Here is a 24,330-nt window from a genome sequence, read left to right on the forward strand (position 1 = left end):
AAGTATGAAAAAAGTGGGTTTTCTAGTCGTATCTATAGCTATTTTACTCTCATTTGTACTACTCTTTGCAGGGGGAGACACAAACCAAAGTCCAAAAATTGCATACATTGATTCAAACAAAGTACTACAATCGTACGATAAATTTATAACACTCCAATCCAAGTATCAAGAAGATGCACAATTTTATCAGAAAAAACTCAACGAACTTGCAGCAGAAATAAATCAAATGAAAAAAGATGGTGCAAGCGAACAAGAGTTAAATAAAAAGTTAGCAGAATACACACAAAAACAACAACAATATTCACAACTTTTAAATAACGAATATCAACCAAAATTTTCACAGCTTGAACAGGAGATACTCCAAAAAATAGCAGAATACGCAGAAATAATGGGATATGATTTTGTGTTTAACAGCAAATCAATGGCGTATGGCTCTCCAAAATACGATATAACGGATAAATTTATTGAATACTTGAAATCCGCGCAATGAAAATAGTATGTAAAGATATAAAAAAAAGATTTGGAAAAAAACAAGTTTTAAACGGTGTAGATTTAATCGTAAACACAAACGAAATAGTGGGCTTGCTGGGGCCAAACGGTTCCGGCAAGACTACTTTATTTAATATTATATTGGGTGTAGTAATTCCAAGCAGCGGTAAAGTTTTTTTAAATGAAAAAGATATTACAAAGGTACCAATACACAAAAGGGCAAGGTTGGGAATAACATATCTTCAACAGGAAACATCTGTCTTTAGACAACTTACTGTGGAAAAAAATTTAAAACTCGTTATAGAACATTACGACAAAGATTTTGGTAAGATAGACACGCTTCTCAAAAATTTTGGATTACTTGATTTGAAAAACCAAATGGCATTTAGTCTATCTGGTGGGGAGAAAAGAAGGCTTGAACTTGCACGTATGATGACACTCTCTCCAAAATTCTTACTCCTTGATGAACCATTTGTGGGTATAGATCCAAAGACGGTAAAGGAAATTCAAAAGATGGTGCTAGAATTGAAAAAAATGGGATTGGGGATAATTATAACAGACCACAGTGTAGATGCACTAAAAGATATTGTGGATAGGTTATACGTAATACACAAAGGTGGTATAATTGCAAGTGGGGAACCAAGCGTTGTCTTAAACGATGAAATTGTCAAAAAAGTGTATTTGGGGGGATAGCATGAAGGTTATCTTAACTTTTTTATTTTCAATTTGGGGGCTTTTCGCTCCAGAAAGTATTGTTGTAAAAAACGGTGATTACTTTATTTCTCAAATGGGAAAGCTATACGTTGAAGATGGTAGTGTACTTTATATGTCAAAGGAAAAAAACGAAATGCTTTTAAAAATGGTAGATCCACGGGGAATGTTCAAAGAAGGTAAATACCTCTGGATTGTAGATTTTGATAGGCTGGTAAGGCTTGATCTTTCAACGGGAAAGTACAAAAACTTTTTTGCATCTTCTCCTAAGTATTTAAACGATATAGTAAAATACAAAGAAAAATATTACGTTACAGATACATATGGAAACACAGTATACAAATTAAACGATGAAAAATTAGAAGTTACATACAATTTAAAAAGGCCAAATGGTATTACAACAGATGGAGAATATTTATACATTATATCCTTTACTTCTCCAGCTGTCGTCTACAAATGTGACGAAAACAAAGTCATTGAAACATATACCTTAAACGAGGTAAAAGGTGGAGATGGTATAGTGTATGCAGATAATATGTTTTTCATATCGGGTTATACTTCAAAAAACGTGGTAATTTACAATTCTTCTTGGAAAAAGATTGGTGAAAAGAATGGATTTTCATCTCCCGCTGATATATACTACTCAAATGGAAATCTTTACGTACCAGATATGAAAGAGGGAAAAATTTACGTATTTAAGGTGGAAAATGAATAAATATCTGATTAAATTTAAAAAACTTGGAATGTACAGATTCATTTCGGGGCTTGATACCATATCCATGATAGAGAGAACATTTAGAAGAACAAATCTTAAAATGCAATTTACAGAAGGGTTTCATCCAAAACCCAAGTTTACTTATGTTGATCCAGTTGCAACTGGGGTAATAGATTGGGCTTTTTATCTTACAATTGAACTTTTGGAAGATTATAACACATCCTTCGTAAAAGAAGAAATAAAAAATGTACAACCTCCGCATTTTGTAGTAGACAAAGTTTTAAAAAAAGATGTCAGTCTTTCAAAAATACGTGCATATGAATTTCAAATTATAGCAAGAAAAAACTTTAATCTTCCGGAAAAAATAGTAAAAAAGACAAAAAGGGGTTTTAGGGAAATCCCCATATCTTCTTTGGAAAATCTCAAAATTATTGAAAAAAAGGACTATATTGTGATAAACTATATAATTGAAAAGGAAAATACATTTAATCCGTATATCATTTCAGATGCCGTGTTCTTAGCTATAAGAAAGGAATGTTATCCTTCTTTTCTTTTTGAAGGGAGTGTATTAGATGAAAAAAATCCTCGTAGTGGATGATTCTGAAGTTTTGCGAAAAATCACGTCTTTTAACTTAAAAAAAGCGGGATACGAAGTGTACGAGGCCTTTGATGGGGTAGATGGCCTCGAAAAGATGAAAGACATAAAACCTGATCTCATAATATTAGATATAATGATGCCAAGACTCGACGGGTTTGGTGTTTTAAAAGAAAAGAAAAACATAGAGGAAATAAAAAACATCCCCGTAATTATACTCACCGCAAAGGGTGGAGCAGAAGACGAAAAAGTAGCCAAAAGCTTAGGAGCACAAATAGTCATGACCAAACCATTTAGCCCATCAAAATTAATCGAAGAGGTAAAGAGGCTGATTTCCGATGATTGAAAAATTGGAAAAACTATACCTAAAATTACTTGAAATTTCAAAAAACCCACAGAAACCATACTCATCTGAAGAGGAACTTTGGGCATTGGTAGAAGAAGAAATTAATATAATTACAAGTGAATTTCTATCTTACAAGCAGGAATTGGAATCATCTACAATACTTATTGAAAGTCAACTTGAAGAAATTTCAAGACTGTATGAAGAAATTTCAACACTTTTTGAAATAAGTAAAATTGTAGCATCCAACATAGAAACAAAGCAGATTCTAATGCCCGTGTTAATTACTTTGAAAAAGGCAATTAATTTTTCATGTGGAATAATTAGTATAAACTTTGATGGGAAATTTTCCGAAACTATTGGAGAATGTCCCAATAACATTGAAGAGGTATTAAAAGATAATTTAGACGAAAATGCAGACATTGTATTCAAAGAAACCTGTAAGAAATTAAATAATAGAAGTATAATATACAAATCTATATCCACCGCGTCAAATAAAAGAATGGGGTATATCCTTGTTGTTGGAAAGGAATCCGGCACTATATTTACAGCAGGTGATAAAAAGATTATAGAATCTGCAGCACAGCAGATTGCAAGTAGTATAGAACGCGAAATAGCTTTAAGAGAAGAAATAGAAAGGGAAAAGTTAAACCAACAAATTGAAATTGCAAGAAGTATTCAATTTAACTTTTTCCCGAAGGCATTCCCTCAAGATGAAAATTTTGATTCATTTGGCGAAAGCATCCCCGCTATACACGTTGGTGGAGATTACTTTGATGTGTTCTTGAAAAATAATAGTCTCTACGGTATAGTAGCCGATGTATCTGGAAAGGGGCTTCCCGCATCTTTGATTATGTCTTCTCTTAGAAGTGCTTTTAAATCGCTAATAGAAAGTACAAATGGCGATCTATTAAAAACAGTGACAAGTTTAAACAACATGCTCTCATACGACGTTGGAGATGACAAATTCGTAACCGCTGTATTTGTGAAATTAAATAGGGATGGAGCACTGGAAGTGATAAACGCGGGACATGATCCACTCTATATAGTAAAAGATAAAATTACAAAGATAAACTCCACAAGCATTCCTATAGGTATGTTTGAATTCATGGAATTTGAAATGCAACGTACACAACTTTCCGAAAATACACTTATTTTTGCATACACAGATGGTATCCCAGAGGCAAGAAATATAAACAACGAAGAATATGATTTTGAAAGATTGGAAAGATTACTAAGTAAGATTCACATTTTACCTGCAAAAGATATAGTCGATAGTGTTGAAAAAGATGTCTTTAGATTTTCACAAGGTGCACTACAGCACGATGATATGACAATTTTGGCGATAAAATACTTAGGATAGGAGGTAGTTAAATGATAGATGTAGGTGCATTAAGTAAAGGTATGTACATAAAGTACGACGGAGATATTTACAGAGTGGTAGACGTTAACAAGCACTTTAGAGCAAGGGGTTCTGGGTTAATTAGAACAAAACTAAAAAATCTTTCAACGGGATTAATGAGAGACGTTAATTTTAACAGTGGTGAAAAGGTGGAAGAAGCAGAGGTTAATTTTAGAAAGGCATCTTACATATACAACGACGGTGAAATGTATTACTTCATGGACAATGAAACATTTGAACAATACGGTATTCCAGAATCCGATATTGAAGATGAAAAAAATTACTTAGTGGAAAACACCGAAGTGGATTTAATAATGCATGATGGAAAACCACTAGGTATACAACTTCCAACAAGTGTTGTACTTGAAGTAGTGGAAACTGAACCAGGTTTTAAAGGTGATACGGTTTCAGGGGGAGGTAAACCAGCAATCCTGGAAACTGGTTTAAAAATTACAGTTCCTTTCTTTGTGGAGAAAGGTCAGAAAGTTAAAGTAGACACAAGGACAGGCGAATACATAGAAAGAGCCTAAAGGAGGGATAAATATGGATTTTGAGCAAGGAAGTATAAACATAAGCGATGATGTTTTAAAAGAAATAGCCTTTAGAAGTTTTATCGAAGTACTTGCACCAGATGAAAAAGATGTAAAAAAACTAAAGAAAAGTATCGAAATCGAAAGAACACCGGACGACAACGTAATAGTATATGTAAGGACTGTTGCACCATATGGACAAAGCCTTGTAGAATTCGGTAAAAAAATTATGAAAAACATATCGGAAAATATACAAAGAATGACAGAACTTCAAGTTTCCGCTGTTAATGTTACAATAACTGATGTTGTTGAAAAGATTGAAACAACGGAGGAGGAAGAGTAATTGATAAAGAGTCGGCACAAAATGAGAGAAGCTATTTTTAAAGCTCTCTTCCAGTGGGATTTCAACAAAGATGAAAATCTAGAAGACATATCCAAAGAACACATTAGCGTATTAGATGATTCTTTGCAAGAACTTGCGAAAAAATACGTGAGGGGGATAAGGGAAAATATATTAAAGATAGACGAAATTATATCCAAGTATCTAAAAAACTGGACGCTAGATAGGCTATCTGTTACCGATAGAAATATACTTAGGCTTGGAACTTTTGAGTTATTATACATAGATGATATACCCATAGAAGTTACACTAGATGAAATGATAGAACTGGGAAAAGCCTACGGTACGGAAAACAGTGGAAAGTTTGTAAATGGTGTATTGGATAAAATAGCAAAAGAGGAGGCACCAAAAGAAAAGTTTGAAATCTAAGGTGGGGGGAAAATTTCTTTTTCCGAGGTCATCATTTCTCTGCTTATTTCAATATACGTAATCTACGCGTGTTATCTTATTCTTGATTCAACCATTGAATGGTATATATTTTTGAAAACGGACTATATTAAATCTCTCGAAACGTTTTACGTGGTAAATTACATACGTCACGATTTTTACACGCGTGGTATATCTGGTGTAAATTTTGAAAATGAAAAATGCATATCCTTTACAGAAAAATTGAAAAATGGCGATGTAAAATTGGTAAAATACAAGGTTTTGGATACAAAAGACGGTATGTTTTTAAAAAGGGAAGTACAAGGTCTGGGAAACTACCTTGGTCCATTTAAAACGACTCTTTCATTTAAAAACGCCGCAACTATAGTATACATCCAAACTTACAGGGGAAGGTTTGTACTTCCCAAAGAGCCTCTTGAGTTTAAAATAAAAAAAATCTTAGTCTCCTTTTAAGCTGTACACATATGCTAGTACTTCTGCAACTGCTCTGTAGAATTTCTCTGGAATTTCGTCTCCCACTTCTACGTTAAAATACAACTCCCTTGCAAGTTTTGGATTTCTAAAGACAGGTATGTTATTTTCCCGTGCAATTTTTTTTATCTTTTCTGCTATATTATCCACACCTTTTGCAACAACAATTGGTATCTCCATTTCATCTACTTCATATTTTATAGCAACAGCATAGTGTGTAGGATTGGTGACCACCACAGTAGCCTCGGGAACTTCTTGCATCATTCTATGCATAGAATATTGCATCATAATCTCCCTTTGCTTTCTTTTTACTTCTGGATTTCCTTCAACTTCTTTGAATTCCTCTTTAACCTCTTGTTTTGTCATTCTTATATTCTTTTCATATTCGTACCTTGAATAAAAATAATCGGCTACTGATACAATAAAGAGTGCTATACCACACTTTATCAAAAGCTCAAACGTTATATTCCAAATAAGTAGCGCGCCCTCTAAAACACTCGTATCTGTTGCAAGCAACAACTTATTCCAATTGACTTTCACTACCAAAAATCCTACATATCCCACTATAACCAACTTTAAAATGGACTTTAAAAGTTCAAATAACGAACGCAATGAAAACATCCTCTTCAAACCACTGATGGGATTTATCTTTGAAAAATCAAGTTTTAAAGATTTGAACGTAAATAAAAACCTTGTTTGTAAACTTCCAACAAAAATTCCCGTTACCATTACTATTGCAACAAAGATTATCAAATCAACAATTAACCCTTTAAACGCATCAAATGTGTATATTCCCAAATCGTTGATAGTCAACGTATCATAGGAGGGTAATTGTGCAAAAAAGGATATAGCAGATTCTAATCCCAGTATAATTCCCCTGCCTAAAAATGCAAAACCAATCACCGCCGCCAAGAATGTAAAACCAGAGGTAAGTTCCCTTGAAACTGGAACTTGGCCTTCTTCTCTTGCCTTTTGTCGCCTTCTTGGAGTTGCCTTTTCCGTCTTATCTGGATCGGCAAATAGCTGTATATCTATCCTGAAAGAAAATGCTGCAGGGTTTTTTCTAAAAGAACTGCCAACTTTGCAGAAGTCTCCGCCCATAACGGCACCATCCCCAAAAATATTAAAAAAACCAATATGCTTTTTAGTGGTATTCCAACCATAAATACATTCATTTGCGGTACCAACCTTGAAAGAATCCCCAAAAGCACGTTTACTATAAACATATAGCCTATAACTGGGAGTCCTATCTTTAATGCCACAAAAAATAATTCTATAAATTTTGACGTTATAAACTTAACAAAACCAAAATCCAAAAAATCCAAGTTAAGTGGAAACACTTTAATAGAGTCCACAACCGCTTCGTATATTAACAAATGCCCATTTAAAGAGATAAACACAAAAATTGCAAGAAGAAATATAAGTTGCCCTATTATGGGACTTTCTTCCATAGTTGGATCCATAGAAGTAGCAAGCCCAAAACCAGACTCTATACCCAACAATTCCCCTGCAACGGCAAATGCTCCAAAAATCATATATGCCAGTAATCCAATCGCAAAACCCACAATGAAGTTATTTAAAAGGGAAAGTACTATATGAAGAACAGGAGTATCTAGTGCTATAACACTTTCCTGTGGAAGCAGTGAATATGAAAATGCAAGCACAAGAAAAGCCTTTACTGTGGAAGGAATAAACCTTCCTGACAGTAAAGGCGAAATTACAAAAATCCCAGTTATTCTACTTATTAGCATTCCCCAATTTAAAAATTGAGTCTCTACAAATTGATATAAATCCATTATCCTCCTATTTTAAACCAATTTGCTATACTTTTCAATTGTTCAGAGACCAAATCAATAGCTTTAACTGTTTCGTGTAATCTTTGGGAAAATTCCTCTAATTTTGACATATTCTCGTTAACCATCGCTAATTTATTCACCGCTTCTGAAACCGTATTTGTAGATCTTTCTGAGATATATACCATCTCGTTAAATACTTCTTTTGCTTGCTCTAAAACTTCCGATACCGTCTTTGTGGTTCCCGCAAGTTTTTGGATACGCTCAATTACAATTTGGAAACCTTGAGAAAATTCTTCTTTTGTCTTTGAAAGGGCTGAAAAATTATTCTTCGAATCTTCATATACCTTGTTTAAACCACTGAGATTTTGTGTGTATTCTTCCATATCCTTTACAAGTTTTTTTGAAATATCGTTTATCTCTATAGATAACTTCATAATCTCATCTGCAACTACCGCAAAACCCTTTCCCGCTTCTCCGGCCCTTGCCGCTTCTATTGCGGCATTAAGTGCAAGTAAATTTGTCTGATTTGCAACATTTTGTATCTTTGATATTTCACCAGTAACCCTGTTAAATTGCCCTATAGTTTGGTTAATATAACTGTTAAATTTTTCCATGGCATCTAGCGACCTTGTTATACTGTTATCCATTTCCTTTACAAGTTTTGTATTATCATCTAGCCTTTCCTCCGTATCTATTATATCATTAACCAACTCTTCTAATGTATTTTCTACATTTTCTATAGATTGTTTTGCACCTTCTGTTGTACTTTTTAGGTTATCAAACTCATCTAAAATATCAGTGGTATTTTTAGAGAAAACCTCTATAGTACTTGAAAACTCCCTGGAGGTCTTTTCTAATATATTGCTCAATTCTTCTAAGCCATCTACACGAGAAACAAGCCTATTTGAATTTGAAAGAAGATTTTGTGCAAAATCTTTAAACCTTTCAGAAAGATTTTTTAAAGAGTCCATCATAACTTTAAATTCTCCAGAAACCTTCACACCGTCAAAGCTTTCAAATCTTCCCTCGGATAATCTTTCAATAACCGTCTTTGAATGTTCAAGTGCTTTTGAAAGCTGATCTGTTATAACAAATATCAAAATCACACTTATAACAAGAACAAAAACAACCAATAAAATTGTCTTTTTCACAATAATAGAATTGTCAATCTTTAAATTAATCGAAACATTTGGTTTTTCAAGTTTTGGAACAACAAATGGTTTGGGTTTTGGCAATTCAACACTTGTATCAATAGCCTTAAATGGAATAGCAACTTCTATTTCACCTATCTTCTTTCCAAGGTATTTAAATTCACCTACTTTTGCAAAATAGGTATCTTTCAAAATTTCAATTATATTACCTTTTAACTTTCTTAAAGGCTCTCCTACAAGTCTTTTACCATCTTCCCCTACCTTTGTGGTTATAAGCGCTTTACCATTTACATACAACGTGATCTCTGCATTTGAAACGGATTTTATTTCATCTAAAAATTTATTGTCCATCTTATCAACAAATACAACAAAACCATTTACCGTGTTACCAAGTATGGGGTGCATTACGGGAACAATGACAATTGAATACAAAAAATTATCATACGGAAAAATCAAAGAACGATAAAAAACAGACTTTGCAGAAATTATACTTGAAAAATTTTCTTCAAGTTCCCTAATGTATGGCGGTTTTTTGTAAAAACTTACATTTGCACCTGATGAAACGGATTTTGCATATTCTACTATGTATTTTCCATTGTATTTTGTATACAATCTACTTTTAATCTTTGGCTTTTTTTCATCTATTGTCCAAAGTGCAGCATATTCAACAGAAAATTTTTCTATAAAGGGAAATAAAAGGGATTTTCTTTCAGTTAACGACAAATCTTTGTCATTTGCGGCATTTACAGTCTCCTTTAAAGATGCCGCAATTTGTGCACCTGTTAAAAGTTGTTCTGTCCTTTCCTTTATTAAATTTACAACCGTATCAAATGTGAAATTCACTTGATTTTCAAGCGCCTTTTCGTAAACTTCATTAAAAGATTTTTGTATCTTTTTTTCTTGTTCTCTCACCGTTTCACTTAATCTTTTCGTATATTCCTCTGATTGTTTCAAAAGTTCACCTTTGAAACTATCAATGTACGATTCATATTTTGAAATAACGTTTTTTTCAACGTATAAAGATATGTCTTTTTGCAAATTTTCGATCTGAGAATTTACCCCTCTGATATTGAAATACGTAACCAAGAATACTGGAACCGTTACCAAAATTATTGCAAACAAAACTACTTTTACCCTAAAAGACATATTTTCACTCCTTAAATTTCTTTAACAAGTTCAGAAATTATTCTTACAATCATTCCTCCTGTTTTATTTGCAACTTCTAATACTTCTTCTGCTGTAAGTGGTTTTAAATCATCATGTACCGCTTTATCTGTAATAGCGGATACACCAAGAACCTTTAAACCGCCGTGATTTGCAACAATAACTTCTGGAACAGTTGACATACCTACGGCATCTGCACCCATCCATCTTAACATCTTTAATTCAGCGGGAGTCTCAAAATTTGGTCCCGATACTGCAACATATACACCTTCATAGAATGGTATATTAAGTTTTTGTGCAATTTCAATAGCCCTTTTTCTCAAATCTTTATCGTATGCATTTGACATATCTGGAAATCTTGGCCCCCATTCTTCTACGTTAGGACCAATCAACGGATTATCTCCCATCATGTTTATGTGATCGGTAATAAACATAGGTCTTCCAATCTCAAATTCTGGATTCATTCCACCCGCCGCATTTGTTACTATCAATACTTCTACACCCAAAAGTTGCATAACCCTTATTGGGAAAGTTACGGTCTTCATATCGTATCCTTCATAATAATGGAATCTTCCATTCATTAACATAACATCTTTACCATTGAGTTTTCCAAATATAAGTTCACCCTTGTGTCCTGGCGCAGTTGATACTGGAAAACCTGGAATATCCTTGTACGAAAATTTCTTTGGATTTTCAATACTATCCGCTATCCCATGTAAACCAGAACCAAGGATTATGGCAATCTGTGGTATAGAATCAATGTGTTCCTTCAAAAAAGCTACCGCTTGATTTACTCTTTCAATGTATTCTTTCATCTTTTTGACCCTCCTTTTTATTTTATACATTGATAATTATATCATAAAAAAAGCGGCTATAAAGCCGCTTATTCCTCTATTATATAGACTAAATCTCCTGTTTTTAAAAGTGCCGCATTTGCTTCATCTGTATCCACGTGAAATTCCAAAGCGTATTTCTCACTAACCCTTATAAGCACATCATCAAAAATTAATCTTCTTCCTTCTTTTTCGACTAACACTTTTACAATATCTTTATCTTTTACACCGTATTTTTCAGCATCACTTGTGTGCATGTGTATGTGTCTTTTTGCAATTATTACCCCTTTTTCTTTTATAACACTACCTTTTGGTCCCACTATAACTATTCCTGGAGTTCCTTCTAAATCTCCCGAATCTCTTACAGGTGGTCTAACTCCTATTTTAAACGCATCTGTAAGGGAAATTTCAACTTGTGTTTCTTTTCTTTCGGGGCCAAGTACTCTTACCTTCTCAATTGCACCTTTTGGTCCTACAATAATTACCGTTTCTTGACATGCAAATTGGCCGGGTTGACCTAGGTCTTTAATAGGTGTAAGTTTGTAATCTTTACCAAAGAGTACTTCCACATCTTCCCTTGAAAGGTGCACATGTCTGTTACTAACACCTGCTACAATTCCAGGTTGTTTTAAATTCATTTTATCCCTCCTCTTTTCGGCTTAAGCAATCTATCCCTAACAACTACCTTAATTTTTTCTGGAATTGTAACTTTTATTGTAAATGGTCCTCTTTTAATGTTTAAAAAGCCCAAACCAGCTATTACTACCTCTTTCTCCTCATCTACTTCAAATATGTGTGTTACAAAATTTTCATCTATATCTTGCTTTTTACACGGCGGAATTAGAAGATCCCCTGCCCTCTTTTTCATTAACTCATCTGCCTTTTCTTTCTTTGTTTCATGAAAAGTTACCTTCTCAGGTGCGAAAATCTGGAAAATAGGCTTTTTTTCCGTTTTAAATTCCACCTCTATTTTACAAAATGCACTTACCAACACTGCTCTACTTTCGTCTATTTTAAAGGTTTTTCTTGTAAAAGACTTTGTATTTAAAATTTTTGCCTGACATTCTACAGAAAGTAAATCTGTTACTCTATCGTTTGTTAATATTCCAGGTGTGTCAAATAAATTTACATCAAAGACTTTTCTTTTTATTATCCCCAAAGTCGTACCCGGAAATGGGGAAATAGTTGGTTTTGCTTCTGTAAAATGCGAAAGTAACGATGACTTTCCAACATTTGTAACACCCAAAATTAAGATATCTTCCCTTAGACTTCTTAAAAATTTTTCAAACTTTCTCAACCCAAATTTATTTTTACTACTTAACAAAAATATACGCTCAGAAGAGCAACCAAACTTGTTTTTTAACCATTCTTGAGCTTCAATAGATGAAAGTGATTTTGGCAAAAGGTCAAACTTTGTAACGGCAAAATATACTTCTTTTCTGTTTAATTTTTTCATTATTTCCTTTCGAAAAGTACCTTCAAAATCCGTTATATCAACAACGTATATTACCTTTTTAAAATCCTTTAAAATTTCATCTAATTTATCCAAAAATATCTCCTCTTCAACCGGTACACTCAACTTTCCATAATGGATCATTTTATAACAGCGCTGGCAGAGCGGTTCTTTTTCTTCCAACAGCACATGTTCTGGTATATATCCAGGTTTTTTTGGATCTTTAAATTGCAATTCAACTCCACAACCTCTACACTTCATCGTTAACCTCCTATATAAAGCTTTACCATAACAAATGCAAATCCAACTAAACTAGTCAAAAGATAAGGTTTAAACGCCCACTTTATATATTCACCAAATGAAAATTCTCTACCTATTTGTTTTGAAAGTAAATTAACCCCCACAATATTCTGAACGGCACCAAGTGGCGTAAGGTTAGTGGCAAGATTTGCGCTTACCGCATATATCCACCAAAAAGAAGGTGAAAAACCAGCATTCACCAAAATCTTTATAACAGGTGCGATAATCAAAGTTCCTGGAACAGCACTAAGCCAAGGAATTGCAATTGAAGTAAAGGCAAATATTGCAAGAAGCGAGTAAAATAGATGTCCAGAAAGTGGTAAAAACATATTTGCAAGTAGGCGTGTAATACCTACTTCTTCAAGTGCATATGACAAAATGTAAAGCCCTGCATAGAAAAATAAAGTATCCCAATCTATCTCATTACTTATATCATTAAAATTCTTCTTGTGAAACAGTATCACAGCTACCGCTCCAAGTAATGCAACAAATGAAAGATCAACCTCTACTACTTGATGAAGACCAAAAAGGGAAAGTACTATAAGAAAAACTAATAGTGTAAATCTCAAAGACTTTTTATCCGTAATAGCCATTGTTTCATCAATATCTGAAAGCTTTTCAAGTTTTTCTTCAACATCTTTATCAACTACTGTATATTTTTTAAACAAAAGCATAGTAATAGCAAATGAGATTATGGTAATCAATCCCATGTTTTTAATAAAATCATTAAAACCTAAACCGCTTACTGAACCAAGCACAAGGTTTAAAGGGCTACCAATCAATGTAGACATTCCACCAATATTGTCTATAAAGATGGTTAGCATTAAAAACGGAATGGGATTTAAGCCAAGTGAATCTGTAATAAGAAAGATCATAGGGGCTATAAGGATTATCGTAACAAGGTTATCCAAAAAAGCAGAAGATACGGCTACTAAAATCATCAACCCAGTTATGGTCAAAAAAAACCTCTTGCCACCTATTTTTACCACACGTATAGCCAAAAACTGAAAAAGACCCGTTTTTTTCAAAAACTCCACTATAACAGTCATTCCCGCAAGAAGACCTAATGTGTTAAAATCTACTACTCTACTAATATTCTCCGGTTCTAATCCCTCAATAAGCTTAAGTGCGGAAACTAAAATTGCCAACCCAAAAACTATAGGCGCCTTATACTTTTTACCGAAAATAATATACCCATATGCAATTATTACAATAGATAATGCAAATACCTTTTCCACAAGTCCACCTCCCTATCACATTTTTTATTATAACTCTAATTTTCACATTTTCTTGTTAAAAATTATATAAATTTATATTTTAACTTCTTTTCTTTTTTTCCTTTTCTATTAACATTTGTGAAAAAAATCAATATATTAAATATTCCAAATCTTATCACCTAAAATGGAAAATATTACGGTTTGCAAAATCATTACTTATATTAGAAAATAAAAATGAAGAAACTAAAAAGGGGTGATAAAATGGCAAAAGTTTCTAATATGGTCTTGTTGAACAAACCCGGTGAAAAGATACTCCTTTTAGGTAACCATGCAATAGCAAGAGGAGCACTTGAAGCAGGCATAGCGCTCTTTGCTGCATACCCTGGAACTCCTAGTTCCGAACTAACGGATACAATGGCAGCGGTAGCAAAAGATGCAGGCGTTTATATGGAATACTCTACAAACGAAAAAGTGGCATTCGAAACGGCTTTATCTGCTGCATGGAGTGGTCTTCGCGCGATGACTGCTATGAAACATGTGGGGTTAAACGTTGCTGCAGATTCATTTATGAGTGCCGTAGGAATGGGAGTAGAAGGTGGATTTGTTATAATGGTCGCAGATGATCCAAGCATGTGGTCCTCACAAAATGAGCAAGATACAAGGGTTTTTGGGAAATTTGCAAATGTTCCCGTATTAGAACCATGTAGTGTTCAAGAAGCAAAAGACCTTACAAAATACGGTTTTGAAATTAGCGAAAAGTACAAACACATGGTAATTCTCAGAACAACAACTAGGTCTTCACACATGAGGGGAGATGTGGTATTAGATAAACTACCAGATGAAATAGTAAACAAAATAAGAAGAGTTGGAAAATTTGAGAAAGATCCAAAAAGGTTTGTCGATATACCCGCACATTCTAGAACTTTTCATCCAAAAATTCTTGAAAACATAGAAAAAATTAGAGAAGAATTTAACAACTGTCCATTCAACAGAATAGAAGGTGATGGAAAGGTAGGAATCATTACCTCAGGTCTTTCATATGCATATGTAAAAGAAGCTATCTCCTGGCTGGGAATAAACAACGTAAAAGTCCTTAAACTTTCAACTCCATATCCCGTTCCATTTGGACTTGTCGAAAAGTTCTTAGAAGGACTTGAAAAAGTATTAATAGTTGAAGAGCTTGAACCAGTTGTTGAAGAACAGATAAAATTGTGGGCATATGATAAGGGTTACACCATTCCTATATATGGCAAAAACATTGTACCAAGAACATACGAAATGGATACAAAACGTGCAGTAAAAGCTATTTCGAAATTTTTAAACATCGACACGCCCATTGATTTTAACGCACTAGAAGAAAAATACAAAGAAATAAGCTCAATGCTTCCACCAAGACCACCTTCATTGTGTCCCGCATGTCCACACAGAAATTCGTTTTTTGCAATTAACAAAGCTACAAGAAAAAATGCAATTTTTCCAAGTGATATAGGATGTTATACCTTAGGTGTATTGCCACCTCTTAGTGCCGTTGACACAACAGTTGCAATGGGTGGATCAATTGGGATAGCACATGGACTTAGCGTATCACTAAATGGTGCAACAAATGAAGAAATATACAATAAAAAAGAAGTAATTGTTGCAACAATAGGAGATTCTACCTTTTATCATACGGGACTTCCCGCAATAGCAAATGCCATATACAATAGATCAAACATACTGGTGGTAATTGTAGACAACGAAATTACAGCTATGACTGGTGATCAACCAAATCCAGGTACTGGAGATACCCCACATGGACCTGGAAAAAGAATCCCCATTGAAGATGTGGTAAAGGCTATGGGGGCAGATTTCGTCGAAGTAGTAAATCCGTACAACATAAAGAAAACAACCGAAGTAATCAAAAAAGCATTGGATGTAGACGGTGTTAGTGTTGTTGTATCAAGACAAGTGTGTGCTTTACATAGGGTAAGTCAAGCAAGAAAGAAAAAACAAAAATTACCCACATTTAGGGTTAATCCAGATAAATGTACAGGTTGTAAAGTATGTGTCACCACATTTGGATGCCCTGCAATATTCTGGGATAGTGAAAATAACAAGGCAAAAATTGATCCTACCATGTGTTGGGGTTGTGGAAGCTGTGCACAAATATGTCCATTTGGAGCCTTTGAACTTGTAAAGGAGGCGAAATAATGGTTAAAGAATACAATATAGTTATTACAGGTGTAGGAGGACAGGGAATACTAACAGCTGCAAACCTACTTGGATGGGCCGCACTAAAAGAAGGCTACAAAGTTAGAGTAGGAGAAGTACACGGAATGAGCCAAAGATTCGGTAGCGTTATATCTTATGTAAGGTTTGGCGAAAATGTCTACGGTGCGATGGTACCAGAAGGAAAGGCAGATGTGATAATATCATTTGAACCAGTAGAAGCATTAAGATATATCAATTACTTAAAAGAAGGTGGTCTTGTATTTACAAATTCCAGACCCATTCAACCTGTACAAGTATCAATGGGACTTGCAAAATACCCTTCACATGAAGAAATTAAAGATATCGTAGAAAAAAATTTTAACGCAAAATATTTAAGTTTTGATGCAGAAAGCCTTGCAAAAGAGGCGGGAAATATAATTACAACAAATGTGGTATTAATTGGCGCTTTAACATCAACACCAGACTTTCCACTCTCTTCCCAAACAATAAAGGAAGTAATTAAAGTTAGTGTTCCACCAAAAGCTGTAGATTTAAATATAAAGGCATTTGAATTGGGGTTAAGCAAAGCAAAAGAAATGTTATAAAATAACAAAAAATGAGTGTAAAACCCCTTGCAAATTTTGCAAGGGGTTGTTTTTTTTTGCTTTCTAAGTTAAAATATAAAGCAAAATGTAAAATGAAAGGAGAGAATAAATGTATTTACTTTCTTCTATAATCTTTGGTATACTACTGGGTTCAAATGATTCTGCAAATATCTTTGGCCCTTCTGTAGAAATGGGAATATTAAAATACAGAAAAGTCACAATAATTGCGGCTATTTTTACCTTTTTAGGTGCAATAATCGGTGGAGAAAATGGAATAAGAACTATAAGCACCTTTTCAAATATTGATATTTACAGTGCAACAATTTCCGTTATTTCAGCCGCAATTACCATGTTTATACTCTCAAAAATTGGCATTCCTTCGTCTTCTTCACAATCTATTGTTGGAGCAATAATTGGTATAAACTTATTAACCAATAATCTAAATACAAAACTTCTTTTAAAACTCTTTCTTGCCTGGATTTTTACACCCATTGGTGGGATAATCTTTACATACTTATTATATAAAACTTTATCTCCACTGTTTAATAAGATAAAATCGATACAAACAAGGGAGAAAATTATAATACTTTCAACATTAATCATAGGTTCATACGGTGCATATTCCCTTGGAGCAAATAACGTTGCAAACATTACCGGAGTTTTTGCAAACAATATTGGAATTAAAAATGCAACATTTATAGGCGGCATAAGTATGGCAATTGGGGCGCTACTTTCAAATAAAAAGGTTATGTACACTATAAGTAAAAAAATAATGGAATTAGATTATTTTTCCTCTGCTGTATCTTCACTTGGTCAAGCTATAACTGTGTGGATATACTCACTTGTCGGAATACCCGTATCCGTCTCCCAGGCCATTGTTGGCGCAGTCATAGGTGCAGGATACGCAAAGGGATCAAAGATAACAAACAAAAAAGTAATTATCCAAATATTCCTCACTTGGATTCTTACACCCACTTTTTCGGCGTTTATCTCAATTATTCTAAATTACCTTCTTAAAATTTCCATTTTTTAAATTTTCATCAAAAAATAAAATATGTTACTATATAGTAATTGTTAAAATAAATAAGAAATTGGGAGGTGGTGTAAATATTTATATACCTACTTCCAGCTGTTTTTTTTGGCTGGTCTCTTGGAGCAAATGATGCGGCGAATATATTTGGAACCGCAGTGTCAAATAGAATTATTAAATATCGAACTGCAACAGTAATTTCTGCAATATTTATAATAATCGGTGCAATTATTGGTGGAGAAAAAGGTATTTTAACTATTAGCAGTATTTCCGCAAGCGACTTAAAACTTGCTGCAATATCCGTACTTTCGTCTGCTATTACAATGACCACCATGACTTATATAGGTGCTCCTGTTTCTTCTTCCCAGGCAATAGTAGGTTCAATAATTGCAACTTCTTTAATAGAAGGTACAGTAAAATGGGGCATACTCTCAAAACTTTTTCTTGCGTGGTTTTTTACACCAATTGGTGGTATCTTTTTTAGTTATATATCGTATAAAATCTTTGCAAGGCCATTTAATAAAATAAAATCTATTTATGTAAAGGAAAAAGTTATATTTTTTGCAACATTAATAATAGGGGCATATGGTGCATACTCACTTGGTGCAAATAACGTTGCAAATATCACAGGGGTATTTGCAAATGCCATTGGAATTAAAAATGCCGCATTGTTAGGTGGAATAAGTATAGCATTGGGTGTTTTAACGTATAGTTACAAGGTAATGTACACAGTGGGTACACAAATAATAGAGCTTGATTATTATTCCTCTGCAATTGCGGTATTAGGCGAATCTATTACCGTATGGATCTACGCGCTGCTTGGTATACCCGTCTCAACATCGCAAGCAATAGTAGGGGCAGTTATAGGTGCAGGATATGCAAAGGGCTCGAGAATTTCAAGTAAAAAAATTATTTTCAAAATAGTTAGTGCTTGGATTAATACCCCTGTAATTGCAGGGGCTATAACTTTTCTGATATACTATTTAATGAGACTGGTATAAAAGGAGGAAAATAATATGAGTCTATTTTTTGGTAAAAAAGAGCAACTAGTAATTGAGTTATTTGAAAGTCATTTGGATTCCGTAGAAGATACCATAAAAAAATTGGTAGAACTTGTAAAGGAAAATGATATAGAAAAAAGAAAGGAGCTTGCCGAGGAAGTTAGAAAAATAGAATCACAGACAGATCAAATTAGAAGAAAATCAGAACTTGAAATGTACTCCGGTGCATTTCTTCCAAACTTTAGGGGAGACCTTTTGGGTACCATTGAAGCACTAGATAGAATTGCAAACAAAGCAGAATCAGTAGCCGATGAGATAGATCTACAAAATCTAGTAATCCCACAAGAAATTAGAGAAAATATTATAGATCTCGTTGAAACATCTCTTGAAACCTATAAAGCCTTAAAAAAAGCCGCAAAAAAGATGTTTAAAGATTTTGATAAAGCAAGTGAGATGATAATAGAAACGGAAAAGTTCGAACATAAAACAGATGATATAGAAAGGGAAACAATAAGAAAGATATTTAATCTTGATATATCACTTGCGGAAAAAATACAATTAAAAAAGCTAGTACACAGAATAGCTGACATATCCGATACTTCAGAAGATGTCTCAGATAGAATCCAAATAATACTTTACAAAAGAAAAGTATGAGACATTTGAGGAGTAAAATTGATTAGTAAAAAAAACATTACAAAAGAAATTTTATCTTTAAAAGAAAATATCAAAGAACATTGTAAAATTTTCCATATAGAAAAAAATGAAGTATTACACTCACCACATGAAAAATTGGAACAAATAAGTGTTGTTTTAAAGGGAAGACTAAAAGTTGTAAAATTTACATCAGAAGGAAATGAACAAGTTGTAAAATATATAAGTGAAATGGAAAGCTTTGGTGAAGGGCTAATATTTGCTGGTGAATTTTATCCATCCTTTATAATCTCCGAAAAGAAATCAGAAATAATGGAAATCTCTAAGGAAGGAATTTTATTTTTGTTAAAAAATAACGAAGAATTCCTTATTACTTATTTGAATGAAATATCAAGAAAAATGGTAAATTTATCAAATGTAATAGATATACTCATTATTAAATCTGTAAAAGAACGGATAATAAAGTACTTCTCACTACTACATAAAACTCAAAACAGTGATGTAATATTTTTTAAGTCAAAACAAAAAATAGCAAATGATATCGGTAGCGTAAGAGAAGTTGTTTCAAAAAAGATTAAAGAACTAGAAAAAGAGGGGATAATAAAGATAATAGATAAAAATCACATTAAAATCATAAATAAAAGGCTTTTTGAATAAAACCGTGATTGAAATCACGGTTTTATTTTTTTGTGTAAAATATAATGAAATTAGAAAAATTTATAAAAGGAGTGATTTAATGAACACTATAATTTTAATCGTCATAGCAATACTATTTTTAACTTGGTCAATATTTAAAAGTAAAGAAAAAACAAAAGAAAGCCTTATCTTATCAAAAAATCTCCTTATAAAGACATTTATCGAAATAATAGGAGTTATGGCATTAGTTGGTCTAGTTTTGGCAATATTACCACCAGAACTCATAAAGCAACTACTTGGAAATTCAAATGAATTTTTAAGCACGCTTTATGGAGCAATTATAGGGGCCTTAACTATAATACCCGCTTTTATAGCCTTTCCACTATCCAAATCACTTTATCAAAGTGGTGCTAACTTAACTGCAATTGCTGCATTCATAACCACACTAACAATGGTAGGTTTTGCAACTATGCCAATAGAAACAAAGTATTTTGGAAAAAAATTTACACTACATAGGTTATGGTTAAGTTTTGTTGCTGCAATATTAATAGCCTCAGGTATGGCGGTGATATTGTGATTAAATTAATAAAAAACAATAAATTAATATTTATTAGTATATTTCTCTATACTATAGCATTTTTTGTAAAACCATCGATATTTTACAAAGGTTTGGAAATGACAAAAGGATTTCTTATAGAAATGCTAGAAGTTATGCCACCCATTCTTATAATATCTTCACTAATAACAGTATGGGTACCTTCAGAAATTATAATGAAACACTTTGGAAAAAAATCTGGGATAAAGGGTAAACTCTTATCAATATTTACAGGTGCAATATCGGCAGGTCCAATATACGCGGCTTTTCCCATTGCACAAGCTCTATTTTTCAAAGGGGCAAGTATTGCAAATTTAGTGATAATTATTAGTTCATGGGCAGTAGTTAAAATCGTAATGTTTATGGTCGAATCAAGCTTTCTTGGACTATCTTTTGCATTAACAAGATATATACTAACAATACCGGCTATTTTACTGATGGGATACATTATGGAAAAATTAGTTAAAAGAGAAGACATTTTAAATGAAATCTCAAACAACAATTACACGTACAAAAATATAAAGGAAGTATTACACGATTTACCAAACATGGATTGCGGTGCCTGCGGATATGCAAATTGCAAAGCTTTTGCAAAAGGAGTTTTAAATAAAGAAGTTACAATTGATGATTGTGTTATCAGAAAAAACGCAAAAAAAATAGCATAAGTCCAGTTCCAAGTGGAACTGGACTTTTAATAATTATTCACCTACTGTAAATTTAACAAATCTTGAAACTTTGATATTTTCTCCTATCTTTGCAATTGCTTCTTTTATCATATCCTCAACTGTCTTTTCTTCATCAAATGCAAATTTTTGTTCGTAAAGACAATTTTCCTCAAAGAATTTGTTTAATTTTCCTTCAATTATTCTTTCAATAACATTTTCTGGTTTTCCAGAATCTTTGAGTTGTTCTCTGTAGATATCCTTTTCTTTTTCGATAACCTCTTGTGGTACTTCTTCTCTTTTTACCCATCTTGGTGACATTGCAGCAATGTGCATTGCTATTTTGTTTCCAAGTTCTTGGAATTCTTCTGTTCTTGCAACAAAGTCTGTTTCACAATTTAATTCCACCAAAACTCCTATTCTTTTGTTAAAATGTACATAAGATGCAATTATACCTTCTCCTGTTTCCCTTGATGCCTTTTTTGCAGCCTTTGCAATACCCCTTTTTCTTAAGACCTCTATGGCCTTTTCTATATCTCCGTTTGCCTCTTCTAGTGCCTTTTTACATTCCATCATTCCAGCACCCGTTCTATCTCTAAGCTCCTTAACAAGTTTTGCACTAATCATACTTTCTCCTCCTTTATATATTTTTAGAAGATATTTTCCACCCATTCTCATATACCATCAAATACTTTATACCTACCTCTTCTAAAATTTCATACACCTTTTCTATTCCCCTTCCAACATGTTCTACTTTATGGGCATCGGAACCTATTGTAACATATTTTCCACCAAGTTTCTTAAAGAGTTTTAAAATATCAATTGAAGGATTTGGCTCACCATATCTAAAAATACCAGCAGTATTAACTTCGATTGTTTTTCCCTTTTCAAGTACAAGTCTTAACACATCTTCAATAATTGGATAAAGCTTTTTAGAAAAAGGTTCAAAACCATCAGAAAACCTCCTTGGAAAATCAAGATGCCCTAGTACGTGAAAATCATCTATTTTCTTTACAAATGTGTATAAATCCAAAAGATACTTCTCATATACCTTTTGTCTATCTTTTTCATCATATCTCTTATGATTTGAAAGAATAACAAAATCAAATTCCTTTAAATCTATATCAATCTTTCCTTTTCCGTCCCATCCAAATTCCACACCTATTGGTAGATTCCTTTTTCTCATCTCTCTTTTATACACTTCCACATCAAATTTAAAACTTTCCTCACCATCCACTGCTTCATAGTGATCCGTTATTATTATACTCAAATTTCCAGCCATACTTAGTATATCATCTATAGAAGATGTGGAATCTGCGGAAAAGTTACTGTGTAAATGGTAATCTATCATTTCTTTCCACCTGCAATATTTACTAACCACTTAAAAATTGGATGAGGTGTTCCAACCTTTGATTTGTATTCTGGATGGTACTGTACTCCCAAGAAAAATGGATGATCTTCCAATTCCACAGCCTCAACAAAATCTGATTTTGCAGAAATCGTTAATTTATAACCCTCATTACCAGGTAATTTAAATATATCTGAAAATGATTCGGCATCAACTTCGTATCTGTGTCTATGTCTTTCGTATATTACTAATTGGTTGCCGTATATTTTGCTCAAAAGTGTGTTTTCTAAAACATTTGTCTTTTGAGCTCCAAGCCTCATAGTACCACCTAGTTTTAAAATTTCTTTTTGAGATTCCATCATATTAACCACGGGATACGGTGTATTTGGATCAAATTCTGTGGAATTTGCCCATTCGTATCCTCCGACGTTTCTTGCAAATTCAATTGCCATAAGTTGCATACCAAGGCATATTCCAAGAATGGGTTTTTTATTCTCACGCGCATACTTTATCGCCTTTATTTTACCTTCTATTCCCCTTCTTCCAAACCCTCCTGGTATAATTAACGCATCAAAACCATCAAGGTAATCTTTTACCTGTTCATCTGTCATATCTTCAAGTTCTTGTGCATCTACAATCACGGGTTTTTGAGCACCAGAAAGGTATACAGATTCAATTATACTTTTGTATGCATCATCTGTACCAAGGTATTTTCCTACAATTCCTATTTTTAAAAGCTCAAATGATTTTGGATAATTCCAAGAAAAATTATCTTTAATATCCAAGTCCAATTTTTCAGAAATAAGATTATGTAAATTTAACGAGTGAAGTACCACTGGTACCTCGTATACATTTGATACATCTGGGAGATTTATCACCCTATTTTTTGGTACACCACTAAATAACGCTACCTTAAACAAACTATTAGCATCGATAGGCATTTCCGTTCTAACTATTATAGTGTCAGGGTGAATACCTATTTTCCTTAAAAGCTGAACAGATTGCTGAGTGGGTTTGGTCTTAAACTCATTTGTGGTTCTAAGATACGGAACATATGTTACATGCACAAAGTGGAAATTTTCCCTTCCCACTTCAAAGGCAAGTTCTCTTACCGCTTCTAAAAACACTTCACCCTCTATATCTCCAACTGTTCCCCCTATTTCTATTACCAAGAGTTCTCCATCCATTGACTTAATTCTATCTTTAATTTCAGATGTGACATGAGGTACTATTTGAACGGTGGAACCCAAATACCTTCCATCCCTTTCACGTTGGATAACGGAAAAGTATATCTGCCCCGCCGTAATATTATTTTTTCTTGAAACGTTTATTCCCAAAAATCTTTCATAATGTCCCAAATCAAGGTCTGCCTCATAACCATCGTCTGTAACAAATACTTCACCGTGCTGATTTGGATTCATAGTCCCCGCATCTACATTTAAGTAAGGATCTATCTTTAATATATTAACATCTATACCACTATCTTTTAAAATCCTGGCAAGAGATGCGGAAAAAATTCCCTTTCCTATTCCACTTAATACACCACCAGTAACCACAATAAATTTTTGAGGCATATTATCCCTCCTTTTAGTAAAATTTTACTATTTTTTGTTATATTTCGTGTTTCTTTAAAGTTACAGCTTTTCTTTTTTTGT

General features: G+C 33.3%; 28 protein-coding genes. 18 read left to right on the plus strand and 10 right to left on the minus strand.

Annotation, left to right across the window (positions count from 1 at the left end; translation table 11 throughout):
• Positions 1 to 4 precede the first annotated feature (4 nt).
• The 10 genes from XJ44_RS04410 (at position 5) to XJ44_RS04455 (ending at position 6,025) form a co-directional block, all read left to right on the plus strand.
• Positions 5 to 490, plus strand: coding sequence for an OmpH family outer membrane protein (locus tag XJ44_RS04410; protein WP_075665802.1), 486 nt, complete (start codon positions 5 to 7; stop codon positions 488 to 490).
• Complete coding sequence (gene lptB, locus XJ44_RS04415; RefSeq protein WP_077198198.1) at positions 487 to 1,182, plus strand: LPS export ABC transporter ATP-binding protein; 696 nt, start codon at positions 487 to 489, stop codon at positions 1,180 to 1,182. The genes XJ44_RS04410 and lptB overlap by 4 nt, the downstream gene beginning before the upstream one ends.
• Position 1,183: 1 nt before the next feature.
• Positions 1,184 to 1,915 (plus strand): NHL repeat-containing protein, encoded by a 732-nt coding sequence (locus XJ44_RS04420; protein ID WP_075665804.1) that lies wholly within the window; start codon positions 1,184 to 1,186, stop codon positions 1,913 to 1,915.
• Complete coding sequence (locus tag XJ44_RS04425; protein ID WP_077198199.1) at positions 1,908 to 2,513, plus strand: TIGR03936 family radical SAM-associated protein; 606 nt, start codon at positions 1,908 to 1,910, stop codon at positions 2,511 to 2,513. The genes XJ44_RS04420 and XJ44_RS04425 overlap by 8 nt, the downstream gene beginning before the upstream one ends.
• Positions 2,488 to 2,856 carry a response regulator gene (locus XJ44_RS04430; RefSeq protein ID WP_075665806.1) on the plus strand — a complete coding sequence of 123 codons (369 nt, stop codon included), beginning with the start codon at positions 2,488 to 2,490 and terminating at the stop codon, positions 2,854 to 2,856. Before XJ44_RS04425 ends, XJ44_RS04430 begins: the two co-directional genes overlap by 26 nt.
• Positions 2,849 to 4,216 (plus strand): PP2C family protein-serine/threonine phosphatase, encoded by a 1,368-nt coding sequence (locus XJ44_RS04435; protein WP_077198200.1) that lies wholly within the window; start codon positions 2,849 to 2,851, stop codon positions 4,214 to 4,216. Before XJ44_RS04430 ends, XJ44_RS04435 begins: the two co-directional genes overlap by 8 nt.
• Positions 4,217 to 4,227: 11 nt before the next feature.
• A complete protein-coding gene (gene efp / locus XJ44_RS04440) occupies positions 4,228 to 4,785 on the plus strand; it encodes an elongation factor P (protein WP_075665808.1) in 558 nt (185 codons plus the stop codon).
• Positions 4,786 to 4,798: 13 nt separating this feature from the next.
• Entirely contained in the window at positions 4,799 to 5,128 is a 330-nt protein-coding gene (locus tag XJ44_RS04445) for an Asp23/Gls24 family envelope stress response protein (RefSeq protein ID WP_075665809.1), read from the plus strand.
• Entirely contained in the window at positions 5,129 to 5,554 is a 426-nt protein-coding gene (gene nusB, locus XJ44_RS04450) for a transcription antitermination factor NusB (protein ID WP_075665810.1), read from the plus strand.
• Between the two features lie 111 nt (positions 5,555 to 5,665).
• A complete protein-coding gene (locus tag XJ44_RS04455; RefSeq protein ID WP_084758767.1) occupies positions 5,666 to 6,025 on the plus strand; it encodes a hypothetical protein in 360 nt (119 codons plus the stop codon).
• On the opposite strand, the gene flhB is transcribed toward XJ44_RS04455, so the two are convergent.
• The 7 genes from flhB to XJ44_RS04490 form a co-directional block, all read right to left on the minus strand.
• Positions 6,011 to 7,144: a flagellar biosynthesis protein FlhB gene (gene flhB, locus XJ44_RS04460; RefSeq protein WP_077198202.1), complete on the minus strand. Its 1,134-nt coding sequence runs from the start codon at positions 7,142 to 7,144 to the stop codon at positions 6,011 to 6,013. The two genes, XJ44_RS04455 and flhB, sit on opposite strands and share 15 nt — an antisense overlap.
• On the minus strand, positions 7,075 to 7,839 hold the full coding sequence (fliR, locus tag XJ44_RS04465) for a flagellar biosynthetic protein FliR (RefSeq protein ID WP_077198203.1): 765 nt from the start codon (positions 7,837 to 7,839) through the stop codon (positions 7,075 to 7,077). The genes flhB and fliR overlap by 70 nt, the downstream gene beginning before the upstream one ends.
• Positions 7,839 to 10,136, minus strand: coding sequence for a methyl-accepting chemotaxis protein (locus XJ44_RS04470; protein ID WP_077198204.1), 2,298 nt, complete (start codon positions 10,134 to 10,136; stop codon positions 7,839 to 7,841). The genes fliR and XJ44_RS04470 overlap by 1 nt, the downstream gene beginning before the upstream one ends.
• An 11-nt stretch (positions 10,137 to 10,147) precedes the next feature.
• Positions 10,148 to 10,969 carry a purine-nucleoside phosphorylase gene (locus XJ44_RS04475; RefSeq protein WP_077198205.1) on the minus strand — a complete coding sequence of 274 codons (822 nt, stop codon included), beginning with the start codon at positions 10,967 to 10,969 and terminating at the stop codon, positions 10,148 to 10,150.
• Between the two features lie 68 nt (positions 10,970 to 11,037).
• Positions 11,038 to 11,625, minus strand: a complete 588-nt coding sequence (gene pduL, locus XJ44_RS04480) for a phosphate propanoyltransferase (protein WP_077198206.1) — start codon at positions 11,623 to 11,625, stop codon at positions 11,038 to 11,040.
• The gene (gene yqeH / locus XJ44_RS04485) at positions 11,622 to 12,701 is read right to left on the minus strand and encodes a ribosome biogenesis GTPase YqeH (protein WP_077198207.1); all 1,080 of its coding nucleotides are present in this window, start codon (positions 12,699 to 12,701) and stop codon (positions 11,622 to 11,624) included. The genes pduL and yqeH overlap by 4 nt, the downstream gene beginning before the upstream one ends.
• A 2-nt stretch (positions 12,702 to 12,703) precedes the next feature.
• Positions 12,704 to 13,978 carry an ArsB/NhaD family transporter gene (locus tag XJ44_RS04490; RefSeq protein WP_077198208.1) on the minus strand — a complete coding sequence of 425 codons (1,275 nt, stop codon included), beginning with the start codon at positions 13,976 to 13,978 and terminating at the stop codon, positions 12,704 to 12,706.
• Positions 13,979 to 14,218: 240 nt separating this feature from the next.
• On the opposite strand from XJ44_RS04490, the gene iorA reads away from it, so the two are divergent.
• The 8 genes from iorA (at position 14,219) to XJ44_RS04530 (ending at position 21,330) form a co-directional block, all read left to right on the plus strand.
• Complete coding sequence (gene iorA, locus XJ44_RS04495) at positions 14,219 to 16,147, plus strand: indolepyruvate ferredoxin oxidoreductase subunit alpha (RefSeq protein ID WP_077198209.1); 1,929 nt, start codon at positions 14,219 to 14,221, stop codon at positions 16,145 to 16,147.
• Positions 16,147 to 16,752, plus strand: coding sequence for an indolepyruvate oxidoreductase subunit beta (locus XJ44_RS04500; protein ID WP_075665820.1), 606 nt, complete (start codon positions 16,147 to 16,149; stop codon positions 16,750 to 16,752). The genes iorA and XJ44_RS04500 overlap by 1 nt, the downstream gene beginning before the upstream one ends.
• Before the next feature lie 109 nt (positions 16,753 to 16,861).
• Positions 16,862 to 17,785, plus strand: coding sequence for an inorganic phosphate transporter (locus XJ44_RS04505; protein WP_075665821.1), 924 nt, complete (start codon positions 16,862 to 16,864; stop codon positions 17,783 to 17,785).
• Positions 17,786 to 17,865: 80 nt separating this feature from the next.
• On the plus strand, positions 17,866 to 18,783 hold the full coding sequence (locus tag XJ44_RS04510; RefSeq protein ID WP_084758768.1) for an inorganic phosphate transporter: 918 nt from the start codon (positions 17,866 to 17,868) through the stop codon (positions 18,781 to 18,783).
• A gap of 15 nt (positions 18,784 to 18,798) precedes the next feature.
• The gene (locus tag XJ44_RS04515) at positions 18,799 to 19,437 is read left to right on the plus strand and encodes a TIGR00153 family protein (protein WP_077198211.1); all 639 of its coding nucleotides are present in this window, start codon (positions 18,799 to 18,801) and stop codon (positions 19,435 to 19,437) included.
• An 18-nt stretch (positions 19,438 to 19,455) separates the two neighbouring features.
• Positions 19,456 to 20,091: a Crp/Fnr family transcriptional regulator gene (locus XJ44_RS04520; protein ID WP_198022704.1), complete on the plus strand. Its 636-nt coding sequence runs from the start codon at positions 19,456 to 19,458 to the stop codon at positions 20,089 to 20,091.
• Between the two features lie 79 nt (positions 20,092 to 20,170).
• A complete protein-coding gene (locus XJ44_RS04525; RefSeq protein WP_075665824.1) occupies positions 20,171 to 20,647 on the plus strand; it encodes a permease in 477 nt (158 codons plus the stop codon).
• Entirely contained in the window at positions 20,644 to 21,330 is a 687-nt protein-coding gene (locus tag XJ44_RS04530) for a permease (protein ID WP_198022705.1), read from the plus strand. The genes XJ44_RS04525 and XJ44_RS04530 overlap by 4 nt, the downstream gene beginning before the upstream one ends.
• Before the next feature lie 33 nt (positions 21,331 to 21,363).
• Here the strand turns inward: XJ44_RS04530 and tsf are convergent, their stop codons facing one another.
• Genes tsf through XJ44_RS04545 form a run of 3 tightly spaced genes read right to left on the minus strand, consistent with a single transcriptional unit; the run spans position 21,364 to position 24,249 of the window.
• Positions 21,364 to 21,954 (minus strand): translation elongation factor Ts, encoded by a 591-nt coding sequence (tsf, locus tag XJ44_RS04535; protein WP_077198397.1) that lies wholly within the window; start codon positions 21,952 to 21,954, stop codon positions 21,364 to 21,366.
• 13 nt (positions 21,955 to 21,967) lie between these two features.
• Positions 21,968 to 22,678, minus strand: coding sequence for a PHP domain-containing protein (locus tag XJ44_RS04540; protein WP_075665826.1), 711 nt, complete (start codon positions 22,676 to 22,678; stop codon positions 21,968 to 21,970).
• Entirely contained in the window at positions 22,675 to 24,249 is a 1,575-nt protein-coding gene (locus XJ44_RS04545; RefSeq protein WP_077198212.1) for a CTP synthase, read from the minus strand. The genes XJ44_RS04540 and XJ44_RS04545 overlap by 4 nt, the downstream gene beginning before the upstream one ends.
• Positions 24,250 to 24,330: the final 81 nt, after the last annotated feature.

The sequence above is a fragment of the Thermosipho affectus genome, from assembly GCF_001990485.1.
GTDB lineage: Bacteria > Thermotogota > Thermotogae > Thermotogales > Fervidobacteriaceae > Thermosipho > Thermosipho affectus.

Excerpts from the sequence above, each read along its gene's own strand:
- XJ44_RS04410 (WP_075665802.1), top strand. The coding sequence starts at position 5 with ATGAAAAAAGTGGGTTTTCTAGTCGTATCTATAGCTATTTTACTCTCA.
- fliR (WP_077198203.1), bottom strand. The coding sequence starts at position 7,839 with ATGGATTTATATCAATTTGTAGAGACTCAATTTTTAAATTGGGGAATG.
- XJ44_RS04540 (WP_075665826.1), bottom strand. The coding sequence starts at position 22,678 with ATGATAGATTACCATTTACACAGTAACTTTTCCGCAGATTCCACATCT.
- yqeH (WP_077198207.1), bottom strand. The coding sequence starts at position 12,701 with ATGAAGTGTAGAGGTTGTGGAGTTGAATTGCAATTTAAAGATCCAAAA.
- XJ44_RS04470 (WP_077198204.1), bottom strand. The coding sequence starts at position 10,136 with ATGTCTTTTAGGGTAAAAGTAGTTTTGTTTGCAATAATTTTGGTAACG.
- XJ44_RS04475 (WP_077198205.1), bottom strand. The coding sequence starts at position 10,969 with ATGAAAGAATACATTGAAAGAGTAAATCAAGCGGTAGCTTTTTTGAAG.
- XJ44_RS04435 (WP_077198200.1), top strand. The coding sequence starts at position 2,849 with ATGATTGAAAAATTGGAAAAACTATACCTAAAATTACTTGAAATTTCA.
- pduL (WP_077198206.1), bottom strand. The coding sequence starts at position 11,625 with ATGAATTTAAAACAACCTGGAATTGTAGCAGGTGTTAGTAACAGACAT.
- XJ44_RS04500 (WP_075665820.1), top strand. The coding sequence starts at position 16,147 with ATGGTTAAAGAATACAATATAGTTATTACAGGTGTAGGAGGACAGGGA.
- XJ44_RS04515 (WP_077198211.1), top strand. The coding sequence starts at position 18,799 with ATGAGTCTATTTTTTGGTAAAAAAGAGCAACTAGTAATTGAGTTATTT.
- XJ44_RS04420 (WP_075665804.1), top strand. The coding sequence starts at position 1,184 with ATGAAGGTTATCTTAACTTTTTTATTTTCAATTTGGGGGCTTTTCGCT.
- XJ44_RS04445 (WP_075665809.1), top strand. The coding sequence starts at position 4,799 with ATGGATTTTGAGCAAGGAAGTATAAACATAAGCGATGATGTTTTAAAA.
- XJ44_RS04430 (WP_075665806.1), top strand. The coding sequence starts at position 2,488 with ATGAAAAAAATCCTCGTAGTGGATGATTCTGAAGTTTTGCGAAAAATC.
- XJ44_RS04545 (WP_077198212.1), bottom strand. The coding sequence starts at position 24,249 with ATGCCTCAAAAATTTATTGTGGTTACTGGTGGTGTATTAAGTGGAATA.
- XJ44_RS04525 (WP_075665824.1), top strand. The coding sequence starts at position 20,171 with ATGAACACTATAATTTTAATCGTCATAGCAATACTATTTTTAACTTGG.
- iorA (WP_077198209.1), top strand. The coding sequence starts at position 14,219 with ATGGCAAAAGTTTCTAATATGGTCTTGTTGAACAAACCCGGTGAAAAG.
- XJ44_RS04425 (WP_077198199.1), top strand. The coding sequence starts at position 1,908 with ATGAATAAATATCTGATTAAATTTAAAAAACTTGGAATGTACAGATTC.
- tsf (WP_077198397.1), bottom strand. The coding sequence starts at position 21,954 with ATGATTAGTGCAAAACTTGTTAAGGAGCTTAGAGATAGAACGGGTGCT.
- efp (WP_075665808.1), top strand. The coding sequence starts at position 4,228 with ATGATAGATGTAGGTGCATTAAGTAAAGGTATGTACATAAAGTACGAC.
- XJ44_RS04505 (WP_075665821.1), top strand. The coding sequence starts at position 16,862 with ATGTATTTACTTTCTTCTATAATCTTTGGTATACTACTGGGTTCAAAT.
- lptB (WP_077198198.1), top strand. The coding sequence starts at position 487 with ATGAAAATAGTATGTAAAGATATAAAAAAAAGATTTGGAAAAAAACAA.
- flhB (WP_077198202.1), bottom strand. The coding sequence starts at position 7,144 with ATGGGCGGAGACTTCTGCAAAGTTGGCAGTTCTTTTAGAAAAAACCCT.